The following is a 19,740-nucleotide window of genomic DNA, read 5'->3' as shown; positions in this document are numbered from 1 at the left end:
TATATCAATCGGCGTGACGACTAACGTTGCTTGCTAATCTCACTTAATTGTGAACATCAGCCGAATCCAGCTCAACTTCCACGAATTCATCAAAACTGATCTTTACGCCTGTACGATTTTGCGTGTATAAACCCGGTTCCGCTCAATCACGATGCATCCGTTCGCTTCAAATGTTCTTAGCATCGGGGTATTTTTCTCACTCGTCGACCCAATATAATATGAAGCTCCGAAATCATCCTTCAGCACCTGCAATGCCTGTTTGTGGAGCGTCTTGCTTTTGCCCTTACCGCGTTCTTCAGGAATCAAGCCAATATAAAACAGTCTTCCTTCATCGCGCGTATCTGGTTCGATATGTGGCATAACAACACCAATTGGTGTACGGCCATCATATGCCAGCCTGCACGTAGACTGATAGGCCAGACCCAATTCCCTCCTGACATTTTGCATTTGTTCGTTCATGTCCATAATTGGTGCGGCATTCGGTGAATCGGCTGCCGCCTCCTGCCATACACGTGTGAATTCCTCAAGCGGTAATTCATTCATTGAACGCAAAGAAAAAAGAGCCTCGTCCGTATCAGCCCAATCATCTAGCTCTTTTCGGACCATCACCACATGATCATGCAATTGAAAACCTTCCCTCTCCAGCAATCGATCAACCGACTCTGAAAATTGACTGTTCACCAAAACATTTACACTCGAAACCTCTTCAAAAGCAAGATCCTCCATAAAATGACGGACAAGTTCAATCATCTCAACCTCTGCCAGATTTTTTGTATCCTCAATGGTTACAAAGTTTTCGCCTTCAACGATTTTGACTTTCCGGTAAATGGCTAGTCTGTCAAAGGCACCCATATAATCCCTCTCCCTCTCTGTTTAGATAAATTCACGTCTACCCATTGTTCTTTTTTGGCACTGCTATAAATCCAGTTTACTGGTAAACTCTTTAAATGACCAGTGATCATCCAAACATTTCATTATCAGTGAATATCCTGCAAACATATTGAAAAGCTATCGGTAGAGAGGGTGAAAAATGATGAACAAGAATTTGATTGATTGGCCGACATTTTTAGGAGCGTTATTTCTGCTGCTTGCGGTTTCCATTCCATTGGCGGTTTTCCCGGAAGCGGGAACAGAAATCGTCAATATGGCGAATGACTTCATGACCGGGAACTTTGGTGTCATGTATTTAATATTTGGGCTGGCAGCTTTTGCATTTCTGATTTATGTTGCCTTCAGTAAAAATGGTCATATTAAACTTGGTGATCAAGATACAGATAAAGAATTCGGTACAATATCATGGGCGGCCATGCTGTTTGCCGCAGGAATCGGTTCCAGCATCCTTTATTGGGGCATGATCGAGTGGGCGTACTATTATCAGGGGCCGCCGTTTGGAATAGAAGGCGAATCTCAGGAAGCGGTTGATTGGTCTGCCTCATACGGTATTTTCCACTGGGGACCGATTGCCTGGTCTATCTATACATTGCCTGCTTTACCGATTGCTTATTTTTATTACGTCCGGAAAAAACCCGTCCTGAAAATAAGCGAAGCCGTCAGACCAGTTCTGGGCCGGTTAGTTGATACACCGCTTGGTACGGTTGTTGATGTGCTGTTCATGTTTGGACTGATGGGTGGTGCCGGAACAACGCTTGCTTTAGGAACCCCCATGATTGCAGAAGGTGTCCATGACATAACAGGCTTACCGGTAACACTGCTGATGAAAACTGTTATCATGATTATTTGTACCAGTATTTTTGCTGTCAGTGCCTATTCCGGTCTGCGCCGTGGGATCAAAGTACTGAGTGACATCAATTTATGGCTTGCCATTTTTGTGCTTGCTTTTATGTTTTTGTTCGGTCCGACGTTATTTATTAGTGAAACTACCTTTACGAGCCTCGGTCTCATTTTGGACAATTTTTTCAAAATGGCAACATGGCTGGAACCGTTTGCCAACGTTGAAGGTTTTACCGAAACCGAATTTCCGGAAGCGTGGACTGTGTTTTATTGGGCATGGTGGCTTGTTTATGCACCGTTTGTCGGGCTGTTTGTGGCCAGAATTTCGCGCGGGCGGACCATTCAGGAAATGGTTTTCGGTACAATGCTCTACGGAACACTGGGCAGTGTCCTGTTCTTCGGCATCATGGGCAACTTCGGGATTCATCTTCAATTAACCGGAAGTTTTGACGTTGTCGGCTTTATGAATGAAAATGGTGCACCTGCTGCGATCATCGCCATTCTAAACCAGCTTCCGATGTCCGGAATCATGGTTACAGTGTTCACTGTTCTCGCGACTATTTTCCTTGCCACAACGTTTGATTCATCGTCTTATATACTCTCGGCAGTTGTCCAAAAAGAAGTTAAATCTGAACCACTTCGCTGGAACAGATTATTCTGGGCATTCACTCTTTGCCTGATGCCACTGGTCCTGATGTTCATCGGTGATCTGGAAACATTGCAGACAGCCAGTATAGTTGCCGGATTCCCTGTCCTGTTCATTATGGGGTTATTGGCCTGGTCATTCATAAAAGCTTCCAACGAGGATATACGAGCTTCCAAAGATTATGAACCGCCGACAATCCACATCGATCGACGCGACATATTAAAACGAATGCGGAAACGGAAAAAAAAGCGTTCAGCATTGGAGGCATTAGAGGATCGGAATGTTGACGACTAAATATTCAGAGGTCTTTGCTTCTGTTTAACCTGCAGGGAGGACTGAAAGATGGCATGGCTTTCCTTAATTCCGTTTGTGGTTGTGATCGGATTGTCGATCCGGCTGAAGAAAATTTTACCCGGCCTTGTACTGGGAATTCTCGTTGGTGGATTGCTTATTGAGTTTAACGTACTTGGCGGAACCCAAAAAACAGTCGATTATATTGTCACAACGTTATCCGATGCAAACAACATCAAAATCATTGGCTTCCTGTATCTGTTTGGCGGTCTGATTGGCATGATGCGAATTTCAGGTGGTATTAAAGGCTTTTCCGAATGGGTCGGTGACAAAATTGAATCCCAGCGCAGATTGCTCGGATTAATTTGGCTGACACTGCCGTTCACGTTTATGATGCCGATGTTCAGAACGATGATGATTGGGCCAGTCGTAAAATCGCTCATGAAAGATATGCACATATCCAAACGCAAAGTAGGATTCACACTGGATGTCTCGACCAGTTCGGTTATTGTCCTTTTACCTGTTGCAACCGCGTTTGTCGGATTTATGATATCGCTAGTAGAAAGTGGTGTCCAAAAACATAATCTGGACATGGATCCATATCAAATCTTCCTACTCAGCATTCTGTTTAATTTCTTTGCGATCGTCATGCTGATCATTGGGCTTATCCGGACATTCTGGTCGTCTTCTGAAAACGAAAGGCCACAAACAAAAGCGAAGGATAAAGGAAATGATCAGCGTCATGACTATCATCGTTCCGGCATTGAAAAAGAGCTGTCAACGGTTAAAGCACAGCCGTGGAACCTGATTATTCCACTCTTTTTATTGCTGGGATTGTCGTTATTCCTGTTATGGCAGGATGGCGTGGCTAAAGGAGCGAACACCATTTTCCAGGCATTTTCGGAAGCTGATGCAACGTTTGTCATGCTGCTTGCTGTGTTTATTACCCTGATTCTGACTTTTGTATTTTACATGATTCGCCGGCAATCGATGGAAGAGACTATTTTCCATTTTTATGACGGCGGCAACCAGCTCATGCAGGCGATTATCCTGCTCATTCTTGTCTGGGCATTGTCACTGGTTACTGAAGATCTGGGCTTTTCTAACTTTATTAACGCTACTCTTGGTTCATTTTTACCAGGTTTTACGATACCTGCGATTGTTTTTGTACTTGGGTCGGTGGTCAGTTATTTTCTCGGTTCATCTTGGGGAACATGGGGGATATTCATGCCGCTTGGAATGGCGCTGGCCGTCTCCACAGGTGCGTCCATTCCACTGACGGTTGGTGCCGTATTTGCCAGTGGTTCGTTCGGGGCGATGACCTCCCCCCTTGGGGACACAACGATTACCACCGCATCGATACTGGAAATGCCACTGGTCGACTATGCTCGCTATAAGTTAAAAATCTGCGCTGTCGGAGCCGGGATAGCAGCACTAATTTACCTTGCTGTTGGGTTCTTTTTTGTTTAAAAAAGATAAATTAAAAACCCCCCGCCATTACTGTAAATGTCTTGGCGAGGGGTGTTTGGGTGCTTCTTCGTCGAGTTCTTTAAACATATCCCGCTGTGTTTTCATTTGGGCAATCTGGTTATTCAGTTCGTTCAATTGGGTTCTGAGCTGGTTGATTTGGTCATTGGCGGACAATTGGGTTAAGATTTGCTGGACATCTGAAGACAACTGATTGAATTCTTCTTTCGTAACGGGCTGGGCATCGTTTTTGAGGCTGAAGCCGACTTGTCCGTTTGGCTCCAGTGTTGCCCATTCCACATCGTCAATTTTCTTGACATTGTTCATCCGCAAATTCATCTCAAGCTGATCAACGGTCATCCGTAGCTTCTTCAGGTTCTGCTCTTTGACGATTCCATTCTCAATTAACACTTTTGATTTACCTGTTATGATTTTTTCAAATATATTACCTTTCACCTGGGCATATTCCATAATAAATAAGGTTGTGATCAGGATTGCCCCAACAGCCAGTGTGACCCAAATATTACTTCCGGATACCGGCTGGATGAGCAAGGAACCGATCCCAATCATGATCACCGTTTGTGGCAGAGTCATCTGAGAGATGGATTTTCTGCCGGCAAGCCGCAAAAGGAAAGTCCCTGCAATTACAATCAAAATCGCTTTCCATATCCAATCAAATGCCACTGTATCAAACCCCTTTCTACAGATAGTTTGATTGAAATCCAGGATCTTATACAGGGATTGGAATACACCGGATACAGGGTGGATAAATTTCTGCAAATGTCTTAACCTGTTATGAACTCTGTTGCCTTTTCATTACGGTATTGTACTCCTAAAACTTACGCATTAAAAAAGCCAGAACAGATAACCTACAGCCCGAATGCACTTTTAATGTTCGAGAGTGAATAGCCAGCATTTCCGGGCAAAACGTTCTGGAATCTTGCCTAACTCGTCATTCCCGCAGGCATCTGCATGTATTCGGACTGCTCAATAGCTTCAACGAAAAGCAATAAACGATTAGTAGGAAACTGCCTTTATTTATTCATTTTGGAGAAAAAGTCCGCCAGCGGGTCTTCTTCGGGCTGTTCCGCATTTTGATCTGTTTCATGCAGCTCACCTAAATGATTAAGGTCAACCGCATCCAGATCAGGCTCGTCTTCCACTGGTGCTTCGGCTGAATCCTGTTCTGGGTATGGTTCGGCTTCCATCGGCTGATTGCTGCTCAATGTCGACAAAATCGATGTTGCCCGAATTGGATCCTGCAGCAGTTGATAAACAATTGTGCCTATCAACGCTTCCGAATGTTCATGCTTCAGCCAGTTTTTCTGCTCTTTGGTAAGCTGCCGGGGAAGCGGGACTGTTATGGTCTCGCGTTCGCGTGTGAATGTTTCATTGACACCCTTTAAAACATATTGTGCAATCTGACTGGAAAAATTGCGCCGTTCAGTTTCCTTCAGTTTCTGCAACTGTTTTAACAGATAATCAGGTGTATCGGATGGGATACGGAATGTAATCGATTGTCCGCGTTCGATATGCTTTTTAGACCCTTGCATGATATCACCCTACTTTTCTTCTGCTGCGGCTTTTTCCTTTGCATTGGACTGTGCATTTTTATTCACAAAATCCATGATCAGCTTATAATACGCATTGGCCATCATCCAGATACTTTCCTGCTCATCCTCAAAGAAATCAATGTTAAAACCGTCCAATTTGTTATTAAGCGCTTTGAGATAATCTTTTAATACAGCTGAACCGCCGCCGACAAAATAACAGATTTCCGACTGGGAATTTCTTTGCCAGACGTTACGGAGGTTCCGGTATTCTTTTTTCGCCAGTTCCAGCAAAATCCGGTCCGTGATATCATGAATATTCGTCCGGCTGCCTTTAACCATGATATGATGACGATCATTCTTTCTGGTGATGATATCGACAACATCCCTGCGGCTGTCCAATTCCACACCGTGTCTTGTCCGGATTTCATCACGGATTTCCTCCAGGGATTCAGCAACACCAAGCGGAAAACCCTGCGCCTTGTCATCATCAACATTCCGATTGCGGATAACCGCAATATCGGTCGACAGGCCGCCGATATCCTGAATCAGAATCTGTTTATCAATCAATTCCTGACTAATCACATTTAATTCATTATCCATGATGAGATTCACGTATGCAGCAAAGCCTTCAGGATAAACCTTCACTTCATCAAATTTGATATTAACTTTTTTGCCCTGATACTGCGGTGTAACCAAGAATTCAACCTGGTGGACCGAACCAAGCAGCTGCGAACGGTAGCCGACATCTTTCCCTTCCTTTACTTCCCTTAACGGCAGGCCAGTTCCCAATGTGTAATTTGCATCAATAACATCATTTTTGCCTGCTTTGAAGGAATTGCTGCTGACAGCATCCAAGGCAATCGAGGCAAATAGCATCACCAATGTCTGGTCTTCCTCGGATTTGCTGCTGCCCTGATCAAGTTCAGTCGAGTTATTTGTTTTCGTCGCCAGTGTCCCAACTCGATAAACCGCATTGTTCTCCTCCAGGGCAGGGGAGTGTACCCGGATGTGCAGATTATCAATCGGATCCTTTTCATCCAGATCTTCAATGCCTATGACCGGCCTATCCTCCATATCCCTAGCAATGACATTAGGGATGTAACACGAATTTTCCATCTTCCCAAAATTTGCTTTGAGGGCATCATTTCCCACATCTACTGCTGCTATTCTTGAATGTTTCATGTCGTGATTCTCCTCTCGAGAAAATGATCTATAGAGGTTTTCAAATACTTATCTATTGAATGTCCCCTGCCATTAGAATAATCATTTCAACAAAAATACGCAATCCGACTTTTTTCGTGTTCTTTTTTGTATACTTGCATACATTACTGCACACACTGTTATATCAAAATATATACACATTTGTTTACTTGCAAACAAATTTGCATTCTTTCAGCACACAAATTGTACACTTGTATGCGTATTTGTGTACTTACATATATTGGAATATACATTCGCCTCAGAGAGGTTCAAGAATAAATAAAAAAAGGGACTATGAATACATAAAAAAATCACATGAAAAAAGCGCCCCTATTTAGGGACGCATTTTCTTATCCAGCAGTCTCTTTCTTAACCTGTTTACTCCGAAGCTGTCCGCATGCAGCATCGATGTCTGCACCATTTTCCCAGCGGACCCCGCATTGAATGCCACCTTCTTTTAATGTCTGGTAAAACGCCTGAATGGTCGATGAATCACTGCGCTGGTACTGGTCATGCTCACTGACCGTGTTATACGGAATCAGATTTACATATGACAAATGACGCTTATCAGAGAGAAGTTCAATCAGTTCTTCCGCGTCTTCCTTGTGATCGTTGACATCTTTCAGCATAATATACTCATAGGTAATCCGCCGATTGACATGTTCCAGGTAATAATCAACAGCCTTCATCAATTTTTCAATCGGGAAGGCGCGATTGATTTTCATAATGGATGTTCTCAAGTCGTTGTTCGGTGCGTGCAGGGAAATGGCCAAGTTAACCTGTGTTCCGGTGTCTGCCCATTCGTAAATTTTATGAGCGAGCCCGCTCGTTGACACGGTGATGTGTCTGGCACCGATGTTCAATCCTGCATCATCGTTGACAACATGGATAAAGTCCATCAGGTTGCTGAAATTATCGAAAGGCTCACCGATTCCCATAACAACGATGTGGCTGACACGTTCATCGTCGCCCTTCATATCCATATCTTTCTGGACGTTCATGATCTGCTCGACGATCTCCCCGCTGTTCAAGTCGCGATTTTTCCGGAGAAGTCCACTGGCGCAGAACGAACAGCCAATATTGCAGCCGACCTGTGTCGTGACACAGACGGAAAGGCCGTAGTTAAAACGCATTAATACCGTTTCAATCAAGTTGCCATCTGATAATCGGAAAAGATACTTAATGGTACCATCCTCGGATTCCTGCTTGATTTCCTCGGTCGTTGTATGCAGGTCAAAATTTTCTTTAAGCAATGCGATCGTTTCTTTGTTCACATTCTTCATCTCGGCAAATTGATTGATGCGTTTTTTATAGAGCCAGTCCCACACCTGATCAGTGCGAAAACGGCGTTGACCATGATTGGTAAGCCAATTTTGCAGTTGTTCATATGTTAATCCGTAAATGGATTTTCTGCTCATATGTGTATCCCTCATTTCGAAACGTTCAATGATTTATTGTACTATAATATGGGATCGAGAGCAATGTGGCAAATGGAATGGCTGTATGGTATTTATTATTTCAGGGAAACCAGTTTACAGCATTTCAATGTCAAGTACGCATGGGTAGAATCAGGTCTTTGCTGTCCTGCTTTTGGATACTGATAGGTCACCACGCATTATGGTGGGATATGCCGCTCACAGACCAGAATAATCTCTTTCCTGCTCACTTTCCCCTGTAAAAATTTCAAAACTGTCTTCATATAGATTGCTAGATTTCTGTGATGCAACCGTGTCATTCCAGCCGATATTTATAATTGTTCAAAAACCGAGAACCTATCACCATTTGTTTTGCTGACTGGCATTTTTGATTGCCTGCTGATGTGCTGAACGGGCCAATCTCTCCCGGCACAGGTTTAGCTCGTACTATTTTACAAGAAAAATTTTGTGAATGCAGGATGAAGATGTGATGTATTTGTTTTGGCTAATCATGTCCGGACTGCTGTCGCACGAGTTTGGACTGAACGAGGAGTGAGACTCCTCGTCGAATCGCGTAAACAAAGCCTGGAGAAGCCTCCAGGCTTTGTTTACGGCAATACTGTTTCGCCCATCAGATAGCGGTCACATACACGTGCAGCTTCCCGACCTTCATTGATTGCCCAGACAATCAGACTTTGGCCGCGGCGCATGTCACCTGCTGCGAAGACACCATCCACATTGGTTTTATAATCACCATATCCCGCATTAATAGTAGATTTGTCAGTACGTTCAATTTCCATTTGATCAAGTAAATCCTGCTCCGGCCCGGTAAATCCAATGGCAACCAGTACAAGATCGGCAGGCCAGATTTTTTCGGTTCCCGGGATTTCTTCGCGGATTTTTTTGCCTTTTTCATAGCGCAGTTTAACGTTAACCGTATGCACTTCCTGAATATGCCCGTTCTCATCGCCGACGAATTTTTTCGTCATGACAGCGTAGGCACGCGGATCTTTGCCAAATTTGCCGGCCGCATCCTTATGGCCGTATTCAACGCGGTGAATGACCGGATACTGTGGCCACGGGTTTGAATCAAGATCGCGTTCGGACGGTTTTTTATCGTAAATATCAAACTGTGTCAGACTCTTGCAATTGTGGCGGACAGCTGTTGCCAAACAGTCTGTGCCAGTATCTCCCCCGCCAATAACGATGACATTTTTGTCTTCTGCTGAAATATAATTGCCATCAGCCAGATCTGAATCAAGCAGGCTTTTGGTGTTGGCATGCAGAAAATCCATCGCATGATGAACGCCTTTCAGCTGGCTTCCCTCAACTTGAATGTCACGATGGACTGTTGAACCGCCGCACAAAATCGTTGCATCGAATTCCGCCTCCAGTTCAGATGCTGTAATATCCTTGCCAACTTCAGTGTTCGTGATGAACGTAATGCCTTCCTGCTCCAAAATAGCCACACGGCGCTCGACTACATCATAGGACAGTTTCATTTCCGGTATGCCGTATGTCAGCAGACCACCAACACGGTCATCACGCTCAAAAATGGTTACAGAATGACCTGCCTTGTTCAACTGGGCAGCTGCAGCAAGCCCGGCCGGTCCAGATCCAACAACGGCCACCTTTTTGCCGGTGCGTTTTTCCGGTGGATTCGGGACAACCCAGCCTTCCTCGAATCCTTTTTCAATAATCGAGCGCTCGATTGTCCGGATTGCCACGGGCGGTTCGTTAATCCCAAGAACACATGCCCCTTCACACGGCGCTGGACAAGCGATACCCGTGAATTCCGGAAAATTATTCATTTCATGTTCGCGATCCAATGCTTCTTTCCATTTTCCTTCATAAACAAGTTGATTCCATTCCGGGATGAGATGATAAACCGGGCAGCCGGTCGTTACACCATTAATCTCCATCCCAGTATGACAGGTCGGGACGCCGCAATCCATGCAGCGCGCCCCCTGGGTTTGAATGTCTTGCTCGGACATCGGTGCTGTGTAATCCGACCAGTCTTGTATACGTTCAGCCGTATTACGTTCTTTTTGTGCTTGTCGTTCATATTCCATAAATCCGGTTTGTTTTCCCATTCAATTCCTCCTTGTTATGCATGCTATAGATTGGCTGGCCCCCTCTCACCCCGTCATGCCTGAATCAGGCTTTTCTGGTTCGGGATCTTTCTTTTTTGTGTGACTTCTTCTGGTTTATGATGATTTTCTTCAAATGCCTGCAATTCGGCATCGCTTTTTGATAATCCGCTGTCCAGCAGAAATTCGATACGATTGCGGATTTGCTGATACGTATTCGGCATAACGCGCAGGAATTGATCTGCGTAATTTTCCCAATACGTCAAAATCCGTTTGGCATGCGAACTGCCTGTATATTCATAATGTTTCTCAATCATTTGTTGGACGCGCGCCATTTCGGCTTTATCCGTAAGCGGTTCGACGCTCACGAGTTCCTGGTTCACTTTAGTATGGAAAGTGGCATCTTCATCAAATATATAAGCCGTACCACCGGACATGCCGGCTGCAAAATTTCGGCCGGTTGAACCAAGAATGACAACATTGCCGCCGGTCATATACTCACAACCATGATCACCGACACCTTCCACGACAACACTGGCACCACTGTTACGTACACAAAACCGTTCACCAGCAATTCCCTGAATGTAGGCTTCTCCGGCTGATGCCCCGTAAAAAGCAACATTTCCGACTGCAATATTTTTCTCGGGTTGAAACGTCACAACAGGATCCGGATGTACAATGATTTTCCCGCCGGACAATCCTTTGCCGACAAAGTCGTTGGCATCACCTACAAGCCTCAGTGTCATGCCATTTGGAATATAGGCGCCGAAACTTTGACCGGCTGATCCTTTCAGCGTCAGATTAATCGTATCTTCCGGCAGCCCTGCCGCACCATAGCGCCGGGTGATCTCGCTGCCGAGCAGTGTTCCGGTTACACGATGAATATTGCGGATCCCCGTTGTGAACGATACCTTTTCCCGACGCTCGATGGCAGGTGCGAATTTTGGAATAAGTTCCTGATAATCGAGTGATTTTTTGATGCCATGATCTTGTTTGACACTGTTGTAACGACCAACTTTTGCCGGTAAATCCGGCTGATACAGAAGTGCTGATAGGTCAACATCTTTTGCCTTCCAATGGCCAATGGATGTTTTTCGTTCCAGTGCATCCGTCCGCCCCACCATTTCGTTTATCGTCCGGAAACCTAATTCGGCCATAATTTCACGGGTTTCCTCAGCGATGAACTGCATGAAATTAACGACATGATCAGGGTTGCCCATAAATTTTTTCCGCAGTTCGGGATCTTGTGTTGCTACACCTACAGGACATGTATTCAGGTGGCAAACGCGCATCATAACACAGCCGAGCACGACAAGGGGGGCTGTAGAAAAGCCGTATTCCTCCGCGCCGAGCAGTGTCGCATAAACAACATCATGACCGGTCATCATTTTTCCGTCTGCTTCAACAGCAATCCGGTCACGCAAACCATTCATTAAAAGTGTCTGATGGGTTTCGGAAAGACCGATTTCCCACGGTAGTCCGGTATGTTTGATGCTCGTTCTCGGAGCCGCGCCAGTACCACCGTCATAGCCGCTGATCAGCACATGATCAGCACGCCCTTTGGCAACACCGGCTGCAATCGTACCGACACCGACTGCTGATACAAGCTTGACACTTATACGCGCATCCGGGTTCGTATTTTTCAGATTGTGAATCAGCTCTGCCAAATCTTCAATCGAATAAATATCATGATGCGGCGGTGGTGAAATCAATTCCACACCTGGTGTTGAGCCGCGCACTTCGGCAATCCACGGGTAAACTTTTTTACCAGGCAGATGACCTCCCTCACCCGGCTTTGCACCCTGCGCGACCTTTATCTGAATTTCATCGGCATTAACAAGGTAGTGACTGCTCACACCAAAGCGCCCTGAAGCAACCTGTTTGATAGCACTGCGGCGTAAGTCCCCATTGATATCCGGTGTAAACCGTTCAGGTGACTCGCCACCCTCACCAGAATTGCTTTTTCCGCCGATACGATTCATGGCAATCGCCAGCGCCTCATGTGCTTCCTGACTAATGGCACCATATGACATCGCGCCCGTTTTGAACCGTGCCATAATTGACTCAGCCGATTCCACTTCATCGAGCGGCAAAGCCTTACGTTTTTTAAACTGCATTAGCCCTCTCAATGACTGGAGATTATGACGTTCATCAGTCAGCAATTTAGAATACTCTTTGTACAATTCATAACTGCCCATCCTGCTGGCATGCTGCAGCATGTGGATGGTACGCGGATTGTATTGGTGATCCTCGCCATCACCGCGATACTGGAACTCATCACCAGCATCAAACGTGCGATTACCGCCGCGATTTTCGGTAAAAGCGTTTTGGTGTCTGAGCAATACTTCCTGTTCAATCGTCTGCAGTCCAATTCCGCCAAGTCTTGTTGCGGTTCCGGTAAAATATGTGTCCACAACATCAGATGCAATGCCGACTGCTTCAAAAATTTGCGCACCACGATAGCTTTGAATCGTTGAAATACCCATTTTCGATAAAATTTTAATGATACCGTCAGTTACTGAATCAATATACTGTTCAACAGCCTGGTCCGGCGACGTCGTTTCGATTGCTCCTGTTTCCGCGAGTTCGCTAATGGTATCAAACGCCAAGTACGGATTAATCGCTTCTGCTCCGTAACCTAGCAATGCGGTGAAATGGTGAACTTCCCGTGGTTCGCCTGATTCCACCAGTATACTGACTGTAGTCCTCAAGCCCCGTCGGATCAGATGGTGATGCATGCCAGATACTGCTAGCAGTGCGGGTATTGCAGCTTTATCTGTGCTGACACCGCGATCAGACAAGATAAGTAATGTCGTCATACCATCATCAACAGCCTGATCCGCTTCGGCAAATAAGTTTTCCAGTGCTTTCTCCAGACTGCCTTCTGCTGCATCAAACAATGTGGACAGCGTTTTGGCACGGAGCCGGGGCTCTTGCTGAAAACGAAGCTTCTCCAGCTCACTGTTTGTCAGAATAGGTGTCTCAAGACGGATATGTTTGCAGCTTTTTGCATCAGGTTTTACCAGATTTCCTTCAGCACCAATGGTCGTCTGTGCCATCGTAATAATTTTTTCTCGATAGGCATCAATCGGCGGATTGGTAACCTGGGCAAACAACTGCTTAAAATAGTTGTACAAGAGCTGTGGCTTTCTGGATAGTACCGCCAGTGGTGAATCATATCCCATTGACCCGATCGGATCCTTTCCATCCGAGACGAGCGGTTTGATGATTTTCTCCAGTTCCTCCCGAGTGTAGCCGAATGCCAGCTGCTGTTCCAACAGCTGTTCATCACGATAAAGAGACGCCTCCTCGGCTGGCTCCGGAAAATCACCCAGATCCCTCATATTCGAAAGCCACTCTTTATATGGTTTTTCCGATGCGATCTGCATTTTGATCTGTTCATCAGGGATAATCGTTCCTTTTTCCATGTCAACGAGCAGCATTTTTCCTGGATGAAGCCGCTCTTTGTATAAAATTTCGTCAGCAAAAATATCAAGTGCACCGACTTCAGAGCCAAGCACAATCATGCCGTCTTTGGTCACATAATAACGTGCTGGCCGCAGTCCATTCCGGTCAAGGCTTGCACCGATTTGCCTGCCGTCTGTGTATACAAACGCAGCAGGACCATCCCACGGTTCCATCAATGTACTGTGATACTCATAAAAATCGCGCTTCTCCTGCTTCATTGCGTCATCGTTTGCCCATGGTTCCGGAACCATCATCATTGCGGTATGTGCCATCGACCGGCCCGATAAATGCAGAAATTCAAAGGTATTGTCAAAAATGGAGGAATCACTGCCATCCTCATCATTAACAGGCAAAATCTTTTCCAGGTCTTCATCGCTGAAATAATCTGACTGGCACATTTGTTCACGTGCACGCATCCAGTTGACGTTCCCCTGCAATGTATTAAACTCGCCATTATGGATGGTGTATCGGTTTGGATGAGACCTTTTCCAGCTCGGGAAGGTGTTCGTACTAAATCGAGAGTGAACCAATGCTAGTGCGGATTTAAAATTTGGATGATTAAGATCAATATAGAAGGCATCTAACTGTTCCGGTATGAGCATCCCTTTATAGACAATTGTATTGGATGAGAGACTGCAGACGTACAATTCCGCATATTTTTCCCGGATTGCCAGCTCATTTTCGATACGTTTCCTGATGACAAACAGTTTCCGTTCGAACGCCATATGATCGGTCAAGTCATCTGATTTTCGGATAAAAACTTGACGAATGAACGGTTTGTTTTTCATCGCCACTTTTCCGATAAAGGAATCATTTGTCGGAACCGGACGCCATCCAAGAAATGTCTGTCCTTCTTCTGCAATGATCTGCTCGATTGCTTCCCTGATTTCCATTCGGGTCTCACGGTCACTCGGCAAAAATACCATACCGATTCCATATTCGCCCGCTTCCGGTAGTGTAATGTTTTCCTTCTCACACTGTTTCTGGAAAAATCGGTGCGGAATCTGTGTCAAAATCCCTGCCCCATCCCCAGTGCTTGTATCTGCTGATTGCCCGCCGCGGTGTTCAAGATTGCATAAAATGTTAATCGCATTTTGTACGATGTTGTGCGTTTTTTCGCCATTTATGTTTGCAATCATCCCGATTCCGCATGCTTCATGCTCAAAGTCAGGACGATATAATCCCTGTGCTTCAGGATATTCGTTTCTGATCATCACACCAACTCCTTTTATAGTTGTTCAAATGGTACATCGGATTTTAGCGCTGCGGTGCCCATTTTGTGAACACAAGATTTTACGCTAAATGCAGGCAATTTTTCGAAGAGTATCACTAGCATACCATATTTTATATGTTAACTCAAAATTCAGATAAGTTGTGTTCATTCATTTTGCTTAAAAAACAAGCAATGTAAACGCTGTCATTAAGGGGTTTTTTTAACTTTTTATACATGTTTAATACAGATAACACACGGGATTTGGAGCCAATGGGGTTTCATGTTCGCAAAAAAATATAAAATTTTTTATATCAGGGCTTGTTTTAGGTATGTATATGCCGAATTTCAGGTATGATTTCTGGGCAAAATATTGGAACTTCTGATATGAACGTCGTATCATTTTTATTAAGGAGTGAATCATATGCAAACGAAAACATTTAACAATATCCCGCTATCTGTTCTGGATTTGGCACACGTACTGGAACACAGCACACCAGAGCATTCATTTAAACATAGTGTAGATTTAGCGCAAAACGTGGAAAAATTCGGGTTTAACCGCTACTGGCTGGCAGAGCATCATAATATGCCGGGGATCGCAAGCTCGGCCACCTCTGTGCTGATCGGACATATCGCCGGTGCGACTAACGATATACGAGTTGGTTCTGGTGGTGTGATGCTGCCAAACCATGCGTCATTGGTTATCGCTGAACAATTCGGCACATTGGAAACCTTGTATCCGGGGCGTATTGATCTTGGGCTCGGCCGTGCACCTGGTACGGACCAGGCAACCGCCTATGCACTGCGGCGGACATTAAACCAGCGCGTCGAGGATTTTCCGATGCAAGTTGAAGAGCTGGAAAACTATTTCGCAGGTACAACCGCTGTGCGCAGTGTTCCCGGCGAAGGACTGAATATCCCGATCTGGCTGCTTGGGTCAAGTGGGTTCAGTGCGCAGCTTTCCGCACAGAAAGGGTTGCCTTTCTCATTTGCCAGCCATTTTGCACCAGACAATACAATTGCGGCACTGAATTTGTACCGCGACAATTTCCAGCCGTCTGAAGTGCTTGATGAGCCATATGCGATGATTGGGGTCAACATTATTGCCGCTGATACGGATGAACAGGCCAAATATCTGGCAACATCGCAGCAGCAGCAATTCCTGAGCATCCGTCGCGGCCAGCCGACAAAACTGCAGCCGCCAATTGACGATATTGATGCTGTCTGGACGGAAACGGAAAAAGCCGCTGTCCAACAATCGATCAACTCTTTCTCCACTATCGTCGGCAGCCAAGAAACCGTCAAACAGGGGCTTGAACGACTGCTTACCGAAACAGAAGCCGATGAAATGATCATTGCCTCCCAGATTTATGATCATCAGGCACGCGTACGTTCGTATGAGATTGTCAGTGAATTGATGGAATAAATTGACCTTATCTGATCAAAAAAAGCCTTAAGCAGGCTTTTTTGATTTATCTCCCAATTACTGGGGTTTCATCGTTGTCCAATTTATTTTATATTTGTGCTGATTTCAGCCAGATTTTAACACGGTCTCCATACATAAAAGCCGCACTTCCCTATCTAGGGTTGCGGCTTTTATCCTCATGCAGATCTACTTAGCTTTCTGCTGCAATACGAGATGCAATATCCACGGTACGTCTTGCCTGATGTTTGACAGCACCTTCCACGTCTTCTACCATATTGCTGTCCGAGTCAACGGAAACGCTGGTGCCATATGGATTGCCGCCACCGGCAAAAATCGCTTGGTCTGAGTATCCTGGTGATGCAATAATGGCACCCCAGTGCATCATGGATGTATATAAGGCAAGCAGGGTCGCTTCCTGACCGCCGTGCGCATTTTGTGCTGATGTCATACCACTGACAACTTTGTTAACGGTTTTACCAGCTCCCCAAAGGCCTCCCTGCATATCCAGGAATTGCTTCATCTGAGCAGGCAGGTTTCCGAAACGGGTCGGCATACTGAAAATGATTGCATCCGCCCATTCAATATCATCCGAAGTTGCCTCCGGTACATCTTTGGCAGCTTCATAATGTTCTTTCCATGCCGGGTTAGATGCGATCGCTTCTTCCGGTGCGAGTTCCGGAACTTTTACCAGTTTCGTTTCGGCACCAACTTCTTTTGCCGCCGCTTCAGCCCATTGTGCCATTTGATAGTTTGTTCCAGTTGAACTGTAATAAACAACTGCCAGTTTTACGTTTGCCATGTTATTTGTCTCCTTTGCTGATTGTTTTCCAAGTAATTTTTCAAAAAATCCCATGTTATCATCACCTAGCTTCCCCGATTTTTACCATATAATTCTGTACGTTGTCATGAATCGCTTCCTTTGCAAAAAATATGTTTACTAATATAAAGTTATCTAATTACTTTATGTAACTATAATAACCATATTTATATATCCTGTCAAATAAGTGGATGTGAATAATATTGCCTTTTGATAGCGTCTTGCTGCCGTGCATATAAGCAAGAAATCCATATCATAAACGATTGCTTACAAAATGATGCTATGTAAAAAACACATGGGGGGGGGGGGGAGGTCTCCCATGTGTTTTTTTAGTCGCTTTAAACGTTTCTCTATTCCATTTCTGCTAATTTCACTGCTATTCCCGCACCGACATGTGCATTATGCTTCACTAGTGCGATATTGGCATCAAGGCTTTTACCGCCAGTCAGTTCTTTGACTTTGGAAAGTAAAAATGGTGTGACATCTTTTCCTGCTATACCGTTTGTTTGTGCTTCCTCAAGCGCCTGATTGATCACCGCTGATATTTCCGCTTCAGGCATGGCTTGTGCTTTCGGAATCGGATTGGCGATCACTGCACCGCCGGACAAACCAAGATCCCATTTCATCTTCAGCGTCGAGGCAACCGTTTCTGCAGCATCTGCCCTGAAGTTCACCGGGAACGGGCTTATCCGTGTGTAAAATGCCGGTAAAACGTCCGTTTCATAACCGATGACCGGAACGCCTTTGGTTTCCAGATATTCCATCGTCAGACCAAGATCGAGGATAGATTTTGCCCCGGCGCATACCACCGCCACATTTGTTCGGGCCAATTCCTCAAGGTCTGCGGAAATATCCATCGTAGTCTCTGCTCCCCGGTGCACACCGCCGATTCCGCCTGTGACAAATGTTCGGATACCGGCAAGCTCGGAACAAATCATCGTGGCTGCGACAGTTGTAGCACCCTTTTTACCAGTCGCCACTATATACGGCAAATCACGTCTGGAAACTTTGGCAATGCCGGTACCTTGCCCAAAATCCTCCAATTCAGCATCACTCAAACCGATTTTTATGCTTCCGTCCATAATAGCAATTGTAGCTGGTACTGCTCCATGGTCACGGATAACCTGTTCCACTTCACGTGCTGTCTCAACATTTTTCGGATACGGCATACCATGCGAAATAATCGTGGACTCCAATGCAACGACAGGTTTCCCTTGTTCTTGGGCTGTACGGACTTCTTCTGATAATACAAGATATTGTTTCATGAAAGTTCCTCCAAATCTCCCTCTAATTGTAATGCTGATAAATCAGGTCGCACAGTATAAGGCGATTGCAATGTTTTAGCTGCATTGACAACCCCGGCGTTGGCAACATTAATAAGCTTTTCACCTTTAAGCCACGCATAGGTTACAGCTGCTGAAAAAGCGTCCCCCGCACCTGTTACATCAACAATCTCTTCTGTTTCCACCGCCGGAATATGATAAACTCCATCTGTCTGATTGCTGATAACGGCACCCGATTTGCCATTGGTGATGATCACGTTGGAAATCCCGAGTTCCAGCCATTGATCTGCTAAATCTCTGTCAGAAAAATGGCCGTTAAAATACGCTTCGGATTCATCATGATTAGTGATCAGCCATGTAAGTCCATTCAGATTATCTGGAAGACGCGCCATTTTTGGTGCAGATACGGTTACCAGGATAAGCGGTATCCCATGACCGACGGAAAATTGAGCTAAAAAAGACAGGGTTGCTTTCGGACAGTTTAAATCAGCCAGGATGCACTTTGCTTGTAATAGTGCCGGTGTCTGTTTCTGTAGCCATTCGGGTGTCATCAAATCAAAGCTTTCCATATCCGCCAAACCATAAATTAAATCCCGGGCTTCATCCAATACAGCTGTGTATGATCCTGTTGTCGCTTCTGCAAACCGGGTAACACCTTCCAAATTCATATAGGGAGCAGATGCCTCCGCAATGTAATCCCAGTCCTTATCCATCCCGCTGACTGTAAGCAGCCTGGTATTCATGCCGAGCCTGCCAAGATTTTCAGCAATATTACGGGCGACACCCCCGGCAGTTTGTGTGGAAGTGACCGGGTTGGATGTTCCCTGCTGCAAATCACCCTGGACATAAAATTTCCGATCCACATTTGCACCGCCAATACAAACGATTTCGTCAAGCTCGTTCAGGACATACGCCTTCCCACGAATATAACCTTTTTTGATGAGACCAGAAATCAGATTGGCGATGGATGGCCGGGACAACCCCAGCGCATCCGCCAATTCATGCTGCGATACATACGGATCTTTTTTAATCAGCTGAAAAAGCTTTCGTTCTTTGTCATTCATCATCGTAACCTCTTTTAAACATTTGTTTATATATTAAACTTTTGTTTTAAATTCGTCAAGCATTTTGATAAGCACGTGC

General features: G+C 45.2%; 13 protein-coding genes. 3 read left to right on the top strand and 10 right to left on the bottom strand.

The window, feature by feature from the left end:
* Nucleotides 1-102: 102 nt before the first annotated feature.
* Complete coding sequence (locus BM195_RS06530; protein WP_090235443.1) at nucleotides 103-852, bottom strand: GNAT family N-acetyltransferase; 750 nt, start codon at nucleotides 850-852, stop codon at nucleotides 103-105.
* Between the two features lie 181 nt (nucleotides 853-1,033).
* On the opposite strand from BM195_RS06530, the gene BM195_RS06525 reads away from it, so the two are divergent.
* Both BM195_RS06525 and BM195_RS06520 read left to right on the top strand, forming a co-directional pair.
* On the top strand, nucleotides 1,034-2,671 hold the full coding sequence (locus BM195_RS06525) for a BCCT family transporter (RefSeq protein ID WP_090235729.1): 1,638 nt from the start codon (nucleotides 1,034-1,036) through the stop codon (nucleotides 2,669-2,671).
* A gap of 48 nt (nucleotides 2,672-2,719) precedes the next feature.
* Entirely contained in the window at nucleotides 2,720-4,138 is a 1,419-nt protein-coding gene (locus BM195_RS06520; RefSeq protein ID WP_090235442.1) for a Na+/H+ antiporter NhaC family protein, read from the top strand.
* 27 nt (nucleotides 4,139-4,165) lie between these two features.
* Here BM195_RS06520 and BM195_RS06515 read toward each other — a convergent pair whose 3' ends face one another.
* The 6 genes from BM195_RS06515 to gltB form a co-directional block, all read right to left on the bottom strand.
* Nucleotides 4,166-4,819, bottom strand: a complete 654-nt coding sequence (locus tag BM195_RS06515) for a DUF421 domain-containing protein (protein ID WP_090235441.1) — start codon at nucleotides 4,817-4,819, stop codon at nucleotides 4,166-4,168.
* Nucleotides 4,820-5,169: 350 nt separating this feature from the next.
* A complete protein-coding gene (locus BM195_RS06510; RefSeq protein WP_090235438.1) occupies nucleotides 5,170-5,688 on the bottom strand; it encodes a hypothetical protein in 519 nt (172 codons plus the stop codon).
* Nucleotides 5,689-5,697: 9 nt separating this feature from the next.
* On the bottom strand, nucleotides 5,698-6,870 hold the full coding sequence (locus BM195_RS06505) for a ParM/StbA family protein (protein ID WP_090235434.1): 1,173 nt from the start codon (nucleotides 6,868-6,870) through the stop codon (nucleotides 5,698-5,700).
* A gap of 368 nt (nucleotides 6,871-7,238) precedes the next feature.
* Nucleotides 7,239-8,306, bottom strand: coding sequence for a dual-specificity RNA methyltransferase RlmN (gene rlmN, locus BM195_RS06500; RefSeq protein ID WP_090235431.1), 1,068 nt, complete (start codon nucleotides 8,304-8,306; stop codon nucleotides 7,239-7,241).
* 605 nt (nucleotides 8,307-8,911) lie between these two features.
* Entirely contained in the window at nucleotides 8,912-10,396 is a 1,485-nt protein-coding gene (locus BM195_RS06495) for a glutamate synthase subunit beta (protein ID WP_090235428.1), read from the bottom strand.
* 53 nt (nucleotides 10,397-10,449) lie between these two features.
* Nucleotides 10,450-15,075: a glutamate synthase large subunit gene (gene gltB, locus BM195_RS06490; protein WP_090235425.1), complete on the bottom strand. Its 4,626-nt coding sequence runs from the start codon at nucleotides 15,073-15,075 to the stop codon at nucleotides 10,450-10,452.
* A 420-nt stretch (nucleotides 15,076-15,495) separates the two neighbouring features.
* Between gltB and BM195_RS06485 the strand changes: the two genes are divergently transcribed.
* Nucleotides 15,496-16,497 carry an LLM class flavin-dependent oxidoreductase gene (locus tag BM195_RS06485; protein WP_090235422.1) on the top strand — a complete coding sequence of 334 codons (1,002 nt, stop codon included), beginning with the start codon at nucleotides 15,496-15,498 and terminating at the stop codon, nucleotides 16,495-16,497.
* Nucleotides 16,498-16,687: 190 nt separating this feature from the next.
* Here the strand turns inward: BM195_RS06485 and wrbA are convergent, their stop codons facing one another.
* The 3 genes from wrbA to BM195_RS06470 all read right to left on the bottom strand — a co-directional run bounded on the left by wrbA (nucleotide 16,688) and on the right by BM195_RS06470 (nucleotide 19,661).
* On the bottom strand, nucleotides 16,688-17,350 hold the full coding sequence (wrbA, locus tag BM195_RS06480) for an NAD(P)H:quinone oxidoreductase (protein WP_090235420.1): 663 nt from the start codon (nucleotides 17,348-17,350) through the stop codon (nucleotides 16,688-16,690).
* A gap of 314 nt (nucleotides 17,351-17,664) precedes the next feature.
* On the bottom strand, nucleotides 17,665-18,579 hold the full coding sequence (locus BM195_RS06475) for a pseudouridine-5'-phosphate glycosidase (protein ID WP_090235417.1): 915 nt from the start codon (nucleotides 18,577-18,579) through the stop codon (nucleotides 17,665-17,667).
* Complete coding sequence (locus BM195_RS06470) at nucleotides 18,576-19,661, bottom strand: carbohydrate kinase (protein ID WP_090235414.1); 1,086 nt, start codon at nucleotides 19,659-19,661, stop codon at nucleotides 18,576-18,578. The genes BM195_RS06475 and BM195_RS06470 overlap by 4 nt, the downstream gene beginning before the upstream one ends.
* Nucleotides 19,662-19,740 lie beyond the last annotated feature (79 nt).

Origin of the sequence: Lentibacillus halodurans, assembly GCF_900112045.1 — a bacterium.
Lineage (GTDB): Bacteria > Bacillota > Bacilli > Bacillales > Amphibacillaceae > Lentibacillus > Lentibacillus halodurans.
Note: the sequence above shows the minus strand (reverse complement) of the source record. Positions and strands in the feature narration are given on the sequence as shown.